General features: G+C 51.9%; 17 protein-coding genes and 1 pseudogene. All 18 read left to right on the forward strand.

All coding sequences use genetic code 11. The features are described 5' to 3' along the window. Positions 1-79: 79 nt before the first annotated feature. The 18 genes and pseudogenes from LA360_RS25665 (at position 80) to LA360_RS25750 (ending at position 12,765) form a co-directional block, all read left to right on the forward strand. Positions 80-457, forward strand: a complete 378-nt coding sequence (locus tag LA360_RS25665) for a hypothetical protein (protein ID WP_112483388.1) — start codon at positions 80-82, stop codon at positions 455-457. A 128-nt stretch (positions 458-585) separates the two neighbouring features. Beyond that, positions 586-1,062, forward strand: a complete 477-nt coding sequence (locus tag LA360_RS25670) for a phage terminase small subunit P27 family (protein ID WP_112483386.1) — start codon at positions 586-588, stop codon at positions 1,060-1,062. Positions 1,063-1,286: 224 nt separating this feature from the next. After that, a complete protein-coding gene (tnpA, locus tag LA360_RS25675) occupies positions 1,287-1,709 on the forward strand; it encodes an IS200/IS605 family transposase (protein ID WP_112483384.1) in 423 nt (140 codons plus the stop codon). 114 nt (positions 1,710-1,823) lie between these two features. Then, on the forward strand, positions 1,824-2,273 hold the full coding sequence (locus LA360_RS25680) for an AP2 domain-containing protein (RefSeq protein ID WP_207657900.1): 450 nt from the start codon (positions 1,824-1,826) through the stop codon (positions 2,271-2,273). Positions 2,274-2,335: 62 nt separating this feature from the next. After that, on the forward strand, positions 2,336-3,901 hold the full coding sequence (locus tag LA360_RS25685; RefSeq protein ID WP_112483552.1) for a terminase large subunit: 1,566 nt from the start codon (positions 2,336-2,338) through the stop codon (positions 3,899-3,901). Between the two features lie 36 nt (positions 3,902-3,937). Further along, positions 3,938-4,141: a holin gene (locus tag LA360_RS25690; RefSeq protein ID WP_112483550.1), complete on the forward strand. Its 204-nt coding sequence runs from the start codon at positions 3,938-3,940 to the stop codon at positions 4,139-4,141. Next, entirely contained in the window at positions 4,141-5,547 is a 1,407-nt protein-coding gene (locus LA360_RS25695) for a phage portal protein (RefSeq protein ID WP_112483380.1), read from the forward strand. The genes LA360_RS25690 and LA360_RS25695 overlap by 1 nt, the downstream gene beginning before the upstream one ends. Beyond that, positions 5,544-6,116 (forward strand): annotated as a pseudogene (locus LA360_RS25700) (head maturation protease, ClpP-related); the annotation flags it as partial. The gene LA360_RS25695 and the pseudogene LA360_RS25700, both read left to right, overlap by 4 nt. A 388-nt stretch (positions 6,117-6,504) precedes the next feature. Continuing rightward, positions 6,505-7,710 (forward strand): phage major capsid protein, encoded by a 1,206-nt coding sequence (locus tag LA360_RS25705; protein ID WP_112483376.1) that lies wholly within the window; start codon positions 6,505-6,507, stop codon positions 7,708-7,710. 25 nt (positions 7,711-7,735) lie between these two features. Then, positions 7,736-8,074 (forward strand): head-tail connector protein, encoded by a 339-nt coding sequence (locus tag LA360_RS25710; protein WP_107000219.1) that lies wholly within the window; start codon positions 7,736-7,738, stop codon positions 8,072-8,074. Next, complete coding sequence (locus LA360_RS25715) at positions 8,074-8,430, forward strand: phage head closure protein (RefSeq protein WP_112483374.1); 357 nt, start codon at positions 8,074-8,076, stop codon at positions 8,428-8,430. The genes LA360_RS25710 and LA360_RS25715 overlap by 1 nt, the downstream gene beginning before the upstream one ends. After that, entirely contained in the window at positions 8,405-8,782 is a 378-nt protein-coding gene (locus LA360_RS25720; protein ID WP_112483372.1) for an HK97 gp10 family phage protein, read from the forward strand. The genes LA360_RS25715 and LA360_RS25720 overlap by 26 nt, the downstream gene beginning before the upstream one ends. A 12-nt stretch (positions 8,783-8,794) precedes the next feature. Then, positions 8,795-9,112 carry a hypothetical protein gene (locus LA360_RS25725; RefSeq protein WP_112483370.1) on the forward strand — a complete coding sequence of 106 codons (318 nt, stop codon included), beginning with the start codon at positions 8,795-8,797 and terminating at the stop codon, positions 9,110-9,112. A 34-nt stretch (positions 9,113-9,146) separates the two neighbouring features. Then, the gene (locus LA360_RS25730; RefSeq protein WP_112483368.1) at positions 9,147-9,761 is read left to right on the forward strand and encodes a major tail protein; all 615 of its coding nucleotides are present in this window, start codon (positions 9,147-9,149) and stop codon (positions 9,759-9,761) included. Positions 9,762-9,823: 62 nt separating this feature from the next. Continuing rightward, positions 9,824-10,651: an SPFH domain-containing protein gene (locus LA360_RS25735; RefSeq protein ID WP_160116383.1), complete on the forward strand. Its 828-nt coding sequence runs from the start codon at positions 9,824-9,826 to the stop codon at positions 10,649-10,651. 66 nt (positions 10,652-10,717) lie between these two features. Further along, a complete protein-coding gene (locus tag LA360_RS25740) occupies positions 10,718-11,098 on the forward strand; it encodes a hypothetical protein (RefSeq protein WP_112483363.1) in 381 nt (126 codons plus the stop codon). Continuing rightward, positions 11,095-11,259: a hypothetical protein gene (locus tag LA360_RS25745; RefSeq protein ID WP_166433727.1), complete on the forward strand. Its 165-nt coding sequence runs from the start codon at positions 11,095-11,097 to the stop codon at positions 11,257-11,259. The genes LA360_RS25740 and LA360_RS25745 overlap by 4 nt, the downstream gene beginning before the upstream one ends. Before the next feature lie 108 nt (positions 11,260-11,367). Next, complete coding sequence (locus LA360_RS25750) at positions 11,368-12,765, forward strand: ATP-binding protein (protein WP_112483362.1); 1,398 nt, start codon at positions 11,368-11,370, stop codon at positions 12,763-12,765. The last annotated feature ends 8 nt before the right edge of the window (positions 12,766-12,773 follow it).

The following is a 12,773-nucleotide window of genomic DNA, read 5'->3' on the forward strand; positions in this document are numbered from 1 at the left end:
ATCCGGCAGTGACGGTAATATACAGTCACAACGAAGGGAAAAGCCCTACGGAAAACAAAACACACGGAGGATACAGACCATGACGAACAAAGCAAAAACCTACCTTAAGAACATTCAGGAAGCCGACACCGAGAAGAAGCTGATCGGCATCGAGATCGCCTTCAAGCAGGATATGACCCTCAGCTGCAACGACCTCGGAAGCCTTTGCAGGGCGGCAGAGGACAGGCGGTACAGCCTGCGGAACAACGAGGAAACGCTGAAGCTGAAGCAGATCCTTTTCTTCCGGACGAAAGCGGAGATGGATGCCTACCACGACATGAGCCGCAAGCCGGAAGACTGGACAGCAGCGGAGATCGAGCAGCAAAGAAGCCGCTGCTGCAGCGTCTGGCAGGTCATCGAGGAAGCGGAGCTGGTCGATGAATACGAGGCTTGGAAGGAAGCCAACCCCAACGCATAACAGCACCCAAAAGGTACACGCCCCGAAAAGGGGATGTGCCTCGTATCCGATGTGTTTTATATAGATTTCAAGGACTTCTTCGGAGGTCCTTTTTCTTTACCCATTTTTGCAGAAAGGAGGAGATGCCAATGGCTACCAGAGGCAGAAAACCAAAGCCGACCGCCATGAAGGAACTGGAAGGCAATCCGGGCAAGCATCCGCTGAACACCAGCGAACCGAAGCCCAACAAGAAAGCGCCGGCCTGTCCGAAGTGGCTGGAGCCGGAAGCAAAGAAAGAGTGGCGCAGACTGGCCAAACAGATGGAAGCCATCGGCATCCTGACCGAAGTGGATATGGCTGCCTTTGCCGGTTACTGTCAGGCGTATGCCCGATGGAAAGAGGCGGAGGAGTTTAGCACCCAGCACGGCACCATCGTCAAGACCCCGTCCGGGTACTGGCAGACAATTCCGCAGGTGTCCATCGCCCAGACTTATCTAAAGATCATGAACAAGTTCGCAGAGCAGTTCGGTCTGACCCCGTCCTCTCGAAGCCGGATCATTGCTTCGGACAGCGGCTCTGCGGATGCAGCCGATGAAATGGAGAACCTGCTGGGAGGTGGTAAATGATGATGACAAACAGGATTGAGTTGGGTGAGCATTTCTGCAGATATCGATGTGCAAACGGTCGGGAATTTCTCTTTGATAAATGTGATTGAAACAATCTCAAACCCCCAGCAGAGCTGGGGAGACTCGTGGACGCAAGGGGCGATAAATGTAGTATCAAATTAAAAACCTCCGTTGTACAATGAATGTGGGTCTAGCAAACCACATAAAAAACAACGGAGGTATCCATGGATAATCAAAGTTTAGCACATAGTAGATATAATTGCACGTACCATATTGTATTTATTCCAAAATATAGAAGGAAAGTGATGTTTGGAAAGTTACGAAAAGATGTAGGAGAGATATTAGGAAAAGTATGTAAAATGGAAGGAGTAACAATATTAAAAGCAGCGACCCTTCCAGAACATGTACATATGTATGTATCAATTCCGCCTAAGTTAAATGTATCAAAAACAATAGGTCGAATCAAAGGAAAGAGTGCATTAATGATATTCGACAGACATCCAGAATATAGAGATAGAAATAATCGTCACTTTTGGGCAAGAGGATACTATTGCGAAACGGTAGGTAACGTTAATGAAGAAACAATAAAACAATATATACAAGAACAATACGAAAGAGATCGCTTAGAAGGGGACTCAGAAAAGTAAAAAAGAGCCGCTTTTAAGCGGCCACCAGTAACTAAAGGAATGGTTTGTTAGACCGCCTTCAGGCGGAAATGCAATGCGCCCTGGAAGGGCAAACCCAAACCACCAGCAGAGCTGGTGGTACTGACTTTGACGTTCTTCCAAGATAAAATCTGCACGGTTGATGAGCGGGGATATGTAACTACCAATAGAAAAAAAGATATGGTATCTCATTTGCTGCTCAATGTGGGAAACGAAGTTGTAGTGGATCATATCAACGGCAATCCGTTTGACAACCGCCGTTGTAATCTGCGAGTGGCTACCAATGTGCAGAATCACTGGAATTATAGGCTGTCAGACAGAAACACAACTGGCTACAAAGGGATTTACAAGGATAAACGCACTGAAAAATATCATGCCCGCATCTGTGAGCATGGTAGAAGACATTATCTTGGGGCGTATGCCACAGCTGAGGAAGCTGCGGTGGCTTATGACAAAGCAGCGAGAAAGTTCTTCGGTGATTTTGCAACACTAAATTTTCCTGAGAAAGACGAACAGGGATGCAATCTGGAAAGAGAGGCGGTGTAACAGTGGCAGAAACAAGACCCAAAAACTATCCGAAACTGAAAGACTACAGGCCTAGTCGGTTCATGCTTCCGACCTGCCACTATGATGCTGCAAAAGCAGACCGGGCAGTGACCTTTATTGAAAACCTGCGTCATACCAAAGGCAAGTGGGCGGGCAAGCGGTTCTGGCTGCTTCCTTGGCAGGAGCAGATCATCCGGGATGTGTTTGGCATTGTGGATGAGCGTGGCAACCGTCAGTTTCGCACGGCTTATGTCGAAATCGGTAAGAAGAACGGCAAGTCCGAACTTGCCGCTGCGGTGGCTCTGTATCTGCTTTTTGCCGATAACGAACCCTCTGCCGAAGTCTATGGTGCTGCGGCTGACCGCCAGCAGGCGTCCATCGTTTTTGATGTAGCCCACCAGATGGTGCAGATGACCCCGGCACTTTTGAAACGGTGCAAGATCATGGCGGCAACGAAGCGTATCGTGAATTACGGCAATGCAGGATTCTATCAAGTCCTGTCGGCCGAAGTCGGCACGAAGCACGGTTTGAACGTGTCGGGTCTGGTGCTGGATGAGGTTCATGCCCAGCCCAACCGAAAGCTCTATGATGTCCTTACCAAAGGTTCCGGTGATGCCCGTGAACAGCCGTTGTTCTTCCTGATCACCACGGCCGGTACGGACAAGGAGAGCATCTGTTACGAGCTCCACATGAAGGCACTTGACCTGTTGGCCGGACGTAAGATCGACCACACCTTTTACCCCGTGGTCTATGGTCTGACAGATGAAGATGACTGGCACGATGAAGCCAACTGGTATAAGGCAAATCCCTCATTGGGGCAGACCATTCAGATCCAGCGTGTCCGGGATGCGTATCAGGAAGCACTGGATAACCCCGCAGAGGAGAACGTATTTAAGCAGCTCCGTCTGAACATGTGGGTGTCCTCGCTGACCCGGTTCATTCCCGAACACATCTACAACCTCGGCAATCAGCCAATCGACCTGGAAGCCCTCAAGGGCCGTGACTGCTATGGCGGACTGGACTTGTCCAGCACCGGAGACATCACGGCTTTTGTGCTGATGTTCCCTCCAAGAACCTCGGAGGAGAAATACATCATGCTCCCGTTTTTCTGGATTCCGGAGGATACGATCCCCCAGCGTGTGCGCAGGGCATCCGTTCCGTATGATGTCTGGTACCAGCAGGGCTACCTGATGGCGACAGAAGGCAATGTCATCCACTACGGATTTATCGAAAAGGTCATCGAGGAGCTGGGCAAGACCTATCACATTCTGGAGATTGCCTTTGACCGATGGGGAGCGGTGCAGATGACCCAGAACCTTGAGGGGATGGGATTCACGGTCGTACCTTTCGGACAGGGCTTCAAAGATATGAGCCCTCCCACCAAGGAGTTCTACAAGCTCCTGATGGAGGGCAACATCGTCCACGGCGGCAACCCGGTCATGGCATGGATGGCCGGCAACGTAGTTGTGGACACCGACCCGGCAGGCAACATCAAGCCGACCAAGGCAAAGTCGCCGGAGAAGATTGACGGTATCGTCGCTGCGATCATGGCACTGGACCGCTGCATCCGAAACGAAGGACAGCAGCAGGGAAGCGTCTACGATGAGCGTGACATGATCGTTTTTTGATAGGAAGATTTGGAGGAAAAAGCTATGAAGTATCTGATGAGTGCAGAATGGTGGAAGGCAGCCGGCATCCGTGCGGTGAAGACCATGTGTCAGACCGGCGCGGCTCTGGTCGTGACACAACTTCCCGGCGGCAGTGTGGACTGGGTCGCTGTTGGCAGTGCCGCTATCGTGGCTGGCGTTGCTTCGCTCGGTACCAGCCTTGCCGGTCTGCCGGAGCTGGAGAAAGGGGATAATGCCTAATGGGATTCTGGGAATGGATGGGATTTGAGAATCCGAGAGATTCTCCCAAAACAGAACAGCCGAAAGAGGGTCTGCCGCAGATCACGGATAATGTCCGCGATTCCGGGCAGACCTTTGTGTTTGGCCGTTCCAATGCCGGGGAGCAGGTGGATGAAAAAGCCGCCATGCAAATTCCGACCGTGTACGCCTGTGTCCGTCTGCTGGCAGAGTCCATTGCGGCACTTCCGCTGCATCTGTACCGGGTGACAGACAAAAACGGCAATAAGGAGAAGGCGCGAGATCATCCGCTGTACAAGATTTTGTATCGGCAGCCCAACCCGGAAATGACATCCTTTGTCTTCTGGGAAACGATGATGACCCACCTGCTTCTCTGGGGAAACGCTTATGCGCAGATCGTCCGGGATGGCAAGAATACGGTGCTGGGTCTGTATCCGCTGATGCCGGAAAATGTCGAAGTGGACCGTGACGAGAGCGGAGAACTTTACTATATCTATCACGCTTACACAGATGAAGTTCCGGGTGAGCAGAACAAAGACCTCTACTTTCGCCGGGATGAGATCTTCCATGTACCGGGTCTGGGCTTTAATGGTCTGATCGGCTTCTCGCCAATCGCCATGATGAAGAACAGCCTCGGTACTTCCATTGCGGTGGATAAGTACGGCTCGTCCTTCTTCAAAAACGGCGCACAGCCCAGCGGTGTGCTGGAACATCCCGGCGTTGTGAAAGACCCGAACCGTATTCGGGATAGCTGGGAAGCGGCTTATGGCGGTGCTTCCAATGCGCATCGTGTGGCAGTTCTGGAAGAGGGGATGTCCTACAAACCAATCTCTCTGCCGCCAGAGGACAGCCAGTTTTTGGAGACGAAGCAGTTTTCCGTGACGGAGATCTGCCGCATTTTCCGTGTGCCTCCGCATCTGGTGGCTGACCTGTCGAGAGCTACTTTTTCCAACATCGAATACCAGTCGCTGAACTTCGTGATGCATTCCCTGACCCCGTGGCTTGTCCGCATCGAGCAGGGCATCATCAAGGACCTGCTGCTGGAGGAGGAGCAGGATACCTACTTCCCGAAATTCAATGTGGACGGTCTGCTCCGAGGGGATTACCAGAGCCGGATGAACGGTTATGCGACCGGCATCAGCAACGGCTTCCTCTCTCCGAATGATGTGCATCGGCTCGAAAACATGGACCTGATCCCGGCAGAGGAGGGCGGTGACGACTACTATCTGAACGGCGGCTATGTGAAGCTGAGAGATGCAGGTGTGGCGCAGCAGAACAAAGCGGCCGCAGTCCAGCAGAATCAGCCCAAACAGACACAGCCGGAGGAGGAAGACCCGGAAGAAGAACCTGACAGCGATAACCGGCTGAGTGAGAGTAAGCCACGAAAAACAGGAAGGAGAACCCGATGAAGAAATTCTGGAACTGGATCAAAAACAGTGATGACACCAGAATCCTCCGGCTGGAAGGGCCCATCGACGAGGAATCTTTCTGGGGCGATGAAATTACGCCGCAGATGTTCCGGGATGAGCTGGAATCCGGTGAGGGGGATGTGACCGTCTGGATCAACTCTCCGGGCGGCAATGTGTTCGCCGCTGCTGAGATCTATACCATGCTTAAGGACTACAAAGGTAGCATTACGGTCAAGATCGATGCGATTGCAGCTTCGGCGGCATCCGTTGTGGCAATGGCCGGTGATACCGTCCAGATGAGTCCTGTTGCCATGCTGATGATCCACGACCCCAGCACCGTTGCGATGGGCAACACCAAGGATATGGAGAAAGCCATCGAGGTGCTGAACGAAGTCAAGGAGAGCATCATCAATGCCTATGCTGCAAAGAGCGGTCTCAGCCATGCCCGTATTGCCAACCTCATGAGCAATGAGACATGGATGAATGCGAAGAAGGCGGTGGAGCTGGGCTTTGCAGACGAGATCCTCTTTGCAAAGAAAGAGGACGAGCCGGACAGTGACCCGGCAGACCCGGAGGATCCGGAAGAAGACCCCGACAGTGAACCGGGCGAGGGCGGAGAAAAGAAGCCGTTCCAGAAGGATACGGCAGGGCACCTTTTCTCCAGCCGTCAGATGGATCTAATCGTCCTGAACCGTCTGGGTGTGAAACCGGAAGATGTGGGCCAGAAACACACTGAGCCGAAGGAGCCACCTGCTGACCCGAAACCGTCCGCAGAGCCTACCCCTCCGGCAGAGCCGTCCGCTAATCCGGGACCTGTCCTTGACATGGACGGTAAGACCGAGGATGGCAGCATCCCCTACAATATCCTGATGAAACAGCTTGAGTGCATGAAGTGATGTGCATTCAGGCTGTTTTTATATCCAATCAACCATCACAAATTTATGGAGGAAAAACACTATGAGTAAGATTCTGGAACTGCGCACCAAGCGCAACACTCTCTGGGAGCAGACCAAGGACTTTCTGGAGAAGAACCGCGGCGAGAACGGTCTGGTAAAGGCTGAGGCCGTGGAGCAGTACAACAAGATGGCACAGGAGGTCAAGGACCTGGGTGCAGAGATCGAGCGTCTGGAGCAGCAGGCACAGATCGAGGCACAGCTGTCCGCACCGACTTCCAGCCCTGTCCACGCTGACCCGAAGAACGGTGCCAAGAAGGATGTCAAGCCGACCGCCACTGCCGAGTATGCCGAGAACTTCTGGAACATGATCCGCAACCGTGGCCATTACGGCGAGGTTCGCAATGCCCTGTCTGTGGGCGAGGACACCGAGGGCGGCTTTACCGTTCCCGATGAGTTCGAGAAGAAGCTGGTGGAGGCACTGGAGGAGAACAACATCTTCCGTGGCATGGCGACCGTCATCCGCACTAGCTCCGGCACCCGTAAGATCCCTATCGCAGAGGATACCGGTGAAGCCAGCTGGAACGATGAGGGCGAGGAGATCCCGGAGAGCGATACCACCTTCGGCCAGACCATGCTGTCTGCGTACAAGCTGGGCACTATGATCAAGATCTCCAATGAGCTTCTGAACGATTCCGCTTTCGACCTCGCCACCTATATTGCCCGCCGTTTCGGTGTGCGTATGGGCAACGCAGAGGAGCGCGCCTTTATCACCGGTGACGGTGTGGGCAAGCCTCTGGGTCTGCTGGCTGAGACCGGCGGCGCCAAGGTCGGTGTGACCGCTGCCCAGAAGGATGCTGTGTCCTTTGATGAGATCTTCAAGCTCTACTATGCACTGAAGGCTCCGTACCGCAAGAAGGCACAGTTCCTCTGCAACGAAGCCCTGGTGCTGCAGCTGATGACCATCAAGGACAACAACGGCAACTATATCTGGAAGCCGGGTCTGGAGATCGGAAAGCCTGATACCCTGCTGAACCGTCCGCTGAAGACTTCCGCCTTCATGCCGGAGATCAAGGGTGGCAGCAAGGTCATGGCCTTTGGCGATTACAGCTACTACTGGGTGGCTGACCGCCAGAACCGCACCTTCCGCCGTCTGAACGAGCTGTATGCCCGTACTGATCAGGTCGGTTTCCTGACCACCCAGCGTGTGGATGGCAAGCTGATCCTGCCGGAAGCTGTACAGCTTCTGCAGATGGCACCGCAGGGCTAAAAAGCCCGGAAAGGAGGAGCCGGTTATGGCACTGATCCCGCTTTACGAAGCGAAGACCTATCTCCGCGTGGACAGCAGTGATGAGGATGCCCTGATCGGCATCCTTTTATCTTCTGCGGAGCAGATGTGCAAGGACGTGGGCCGTCTATCGGAAGACCAGTGGGAGGCAGTCAATGCCGCTGACCGGGATGCCGAGAACGGAGTACAGCCCACAAGGGAACTGGAAGCCCTGCGCAGCACCTGCCGTGTGGCGATTCTGTATGCATTGGGATATCTCTATGAGCACCGGGACGAAGCTGACCATCACCAGCTGATGTTGACGCTTCGTTCCATTTTGTTTGCTGTGAGGGAGGGTGTGTTCTGATGATCGAGAAACTGAATGAGCGGATCACGATCGAGAAAAGTACGGTCGTGACCGATAAGGTCGGAAACCATCGGAACACATGTGAGGAATATTTCACCTGCTTTGCCTACGCTTCGACCTATCAGGCGCAGGAAGAAGAGGGTGAGATCACAGCCGAACAGAAGAGCGTGGTGTTTACGGTGCGCTGGTGCAGTGAGACGAGAGGCCTTACTTCCACGGGCTATCGCATTCGTTTCCGGGAGCAGCTCTACGACATTGAGAGCATCGACCCGATGAATTTCCAGAAGAAAACGCTGAAGATTCATTGCCGTTTGGAAAGGAGGCAGCCGGATGAGCAGAACCGTCAGTATCGATGAGATGGCAGATGTCATCAATGAGGGCTTGAAAGAGTATGCGACCCTTGCCTCCACCGAGGTCAAGAAAGCTGTCCGTAAATCTGCGAAAACGGTCAAAGACCAGATTTCAGCTAATGCACCGTCCAGAACAGGTGCGTACAAAGGGAGCTGGGTGGCTACCAAACAGTCGGAGTCCAGCCAGAGCCTTCAGATGGTGGTGCATTCCAAGAACCGCTACCAGCTGGCGCATCTGCTGGAAAAAGGTCACGCCAAGCGCGGCGGTGGCCGGGTGGCAGGAAGACCGCATATTGCTCCGGCGGAGCAGGCTGGTATCGAGCAGCTCCAATCCCTGATCGAAAAGGCATTGAAATAAGAGGAGAACCCCATGACCCACGAAGAAGTAAAAGCTCTGGTGGAGGAGATGGGGCTTCCCTATGCGTATGACCATTTCGCAGAAGGGGAGAGCCCTGATCCACCGTTTATCTGCTTCCTGTATCCCAAGGCTGAGAACTTCGGTGCGGACAACCTTGTGTACCACCATTTCAACCGGCTGGACATCGAGGTGTACACCGATTATAAAGACCCGGATATGGAAGCAACTATTGAAGAAGTCCTGACCGCACACGAACTCTACTATGAGAAAAGCGAGGTCTGGATCGAAACCGAAAAAATGTATGAAGTCCTGTATGAGCTGACCGTGTGATGCTCATGCAGGGTATTTTTATGGGAGGAACACTATGTCGAAGAAAAGCAATAAGGTCAAATTTGGCCTGAAAAACTGCCACTATGCAAAGGCAACCTTTGACGAAGATGGCAGTGTCACCTATGCGAAGCCGGTCCGCATCCCCGGTGCAGTCAGTCTTTCTATGGATGCCAATGGCGAGATCGAGCCGTTCTATGCGGACAATATCGCCTACTATGTCGTGAATAACAACTCCGGCTACGAGGGTGATCTGGAGATTGCGCTGATCCCGGAGAGTTTCCTCACGGACATCATGCACGAGGAACTGGATGGCAATGGCGTGCTTGCTGAGAACGCCAATGTGGAATTGGAGCATTTTGCTTTCCTGTTCGAGTTCGATGGCGACCAGCGCCACATCCGTCATGTGCTGTACAACTGTGTGGCAAGCCGTCCGTCCATCGAGGGTGAGACCAATGAGGACAGCAAGGAAGTCAAGACGGACACCCTGAACCTGCAGGCAACCCCTCTGGCAAATGGTTATGTCAAGGCAAAGACCGGTACCAACACCACCGATGATGTCTATAACAAGTGGTACGATGCGGTCTATGAGCCGCAGGCGGAAGCTGTGGACACCGAAGACACCAGTCAAACTGAGGAGCCGCAGGGCTAAGTGACCGACACACACTGCAGGGCTTCGGCTCTGCTTACATTATTATAAAGAGGTATATGATTATGAAGAGGATTTTTCCCGTGTTTGCAGTGATCATCGTTCTGGTGCTGTCTGTCTGCTCGTTCCACATCATCCCCACCGGATACACGGGCGTGAAGACCAGCTTTGGCCAGATCCAGGAGACCACCATCCAGAGTGGCAAGCTCAATTTCTGCATTCCTTTTGTGCAGAGCATCCACAAGGTCAACAACAAGCAGCAGGATAAGCATATCGAGGCACAGGTCTGGGGCGAAGCCTCCGACAAGACGCCTGTGTATGCCGCTGATGTGATCGTGACCTATCAGGTGCTTCCTGAGAAGAGTGCATGGCTGTATGCGAATGTGTCTGACATCAAGAATCTGGTCGGTGACGAGCTGGTGGCATCTGCCATCAAGTCTGCAATGGCTGAACTTGGTCCCAAAGAGGTAACCAACCGCACCAAGATCGAACCTCTGGCACAGCAGAAGCTGGCAGAGTCCCTTGTGCAGAAATATGGTGAGGATGTTGTGTTCGTAAACAAGGTCGTCGTCAACGACATGAATTTCGAGGATGCCTACAACGAAGCCATCCAGCAGAAGTCCATTGCACAGCAGAACGCAGATAAGCAGAAGATCGAGAATGAAGCGGCCATTGCCAAGGCAGAAGCGGATAAGCAGGTGGCGATCACCAATGCAGAGGCGGAAGCACAGAAAACTTCCATCGCTGCAGACGCACAGGCGGATGCAAACCGCAAACTGGCAGAAAGCCTGTCCGATACGCTGATCGAGTACCAGAAGATACAGAAGTGGGATGGAAAGCTGCCGACTGTGAGCGGCGGTAATGCACTGGTCAGCATTGACCCGGCAGAGTAAGAAACACGATATACGGCAGGGCTTCGGCTCTGCCAATTTTACATGAAATTTTGGAGGATTACGATTATGGCAGTTACAAAGAAAATCGAGATCGATGGCAAGGAAGTCACCTTTAAGGCAAGTGCCGCTGTACCCCGCCTGTACCGCATCAAGTTCGGCCGTGACATTTACAAAGACTTGCGCCAGCTGGAAAAGAGCGTAGGGAAGAACGATGAGGACAATTCCAACCTCGACCTTTTCAGTCTGGAGATGTTCGAGGACCTGGCATGGTTGATGGCCCGTCATGCTGACCCTGCGAATGTGCCAGACAGCCCGGAGGAGTTCCTGGACCAGTTCAACACCTTCTCCATCTACCAGATCCTGCCCCAGCTGATCGAACTGTGGGGCCTGAATGTGCAGACGGAGGTGGAATCCAGAAAAAACCTCGAAAAAGTGAGCGGGAAATGACCACCCCGCTCTTTCTGCTGCGCTGTGTACAGCTCGGTATCAGCATTGCCGACCTCGACCTGCTGACCATCGGGTTGGTCAATGATATGTTCACGGAGCGGCAGAATGACGACTATTCGTACAAAGAGCTGGCAAGTCAGTCGGACTTCGATCGATTCTAAAGGTTCGACTTATTTTACTTGACTTTGCAGACTATCTGATTTATTATACTCGTAAAGAAGTAACTTACGAGTTACTAACTCACGAGTATAATTATTGGAGGTGAGCAGATGAGTCAATTCTATTGCCGTGAGGATGAGCTGCGGAAACTGAATAAACGGTATGCAGGTGATAAGTTTGAGTGCATTGTCATCTACGGCAGACGGCGTGTTGGTAAAACGGCACTGATCAACGAGTTCTGCAAAGATAAGCCTACCATTTTCTTTTCTGCATTGAACACGACAGGAAAGGAAAATCTGGAAGCTCTCTCAAAGTCGATTATGAGTTTTGAGCGGCCGGATATGGAGTCTGCACCGGAGTTCAGGTCCTATGATGCAGCTTTGGATGAGCTGACAGCACTTTCAAAGGAAAAGAGGATTGTCTTTGTCATTGATGAGTATCCTTATCTTGCAAAAGCAAAACCAGCTATTTCAGCGATGCTGCAGCACATCATCGACCACAAATGGACAGAGTCCAAGATGTACCTGATTCTTTGCGGCTCCTCTATGAGCTTCATGGAGAGTCAGGTGCTTGGAAAGGAAAGTCCGTTGTATGGCAGACGTACTGGCCAGTTTAAGATTGAGCCGCTAGACTATAAAGAAACCGCTGTGTTCCACCCAAATCTGTCTGCAGAAGACAATTCCCTGATTTATGGAATCACGGGAGGAGTTCCCCACTATATCAATAAGTTGGATGTGCGAGATAGTGTGGATGAAGCTCTGTTGGATAATTTCTTTGACCGCTCCAGCTATCTGTATGAGGAACCGGGGAACTTACTGAAGCAGGAACTCCGGGAGCCGGCCATTTATAATGCAATCATTAAAGCGATTGCAGAAGGTGCTTCCCGAATGAACGATATCAAGATGAAGGTTGGCGAGGAAAACTCGGTCGTATCGAAGTACCTGAAAACGCTGATCGACCTTGGCATTGCGAAGAAAGAAACACCGATTACAGAAAAACCGGGTAAGAAAACCATCTATCTGCTGGCTGATAACTTCTTCCGTTTCTGGTATCGGTTTGTGCCAATCAATATGAGTGCCATTGACTCTGGCAGAATTGCAAAGACCTATCCACACGCTGTAAAGCAGTATCTTCCTGATTACATGGGTCTAATTTATGAGAAGATGTGTCAGGATTACCTGCTCTATTATTCGGATAGCCTTCCTATTGAGCTGAGTGAAATCGGCCAGTGGTGGGGGACAGACCCGAAGAAGAAAAAGCAGATACAGATTGATATCGTCGGAACTCCTGTTGAGGGCAAAGACTATATCATCGGTTCATGCAAATACCGGAATGAGAAAATCGGTGTGGATGAACTCGATTTGATTCGGGATTATGCCTCAGTTTTTGGAAAGGGCAACAACTATCACTACTATATCTTCTCGAAAGGCGGATTCACAGATGGACTTCTTCAGGCACAAGAGCGAGGTGAAGTTCGGCTGATAACGCTGGAAGACCTTTACAAGTAAAAATTCTA

Origin of the sequence: Enterocloster clostridioformis (assembly GCF_020297485.1) — a bacterium.
Taxonomy (GTDB): Bacteria; Bacillota; Clostridia; order Lachnospirales; family Lachnospiraceae; genus Enterocloster; species Enterocloster clostridioformis.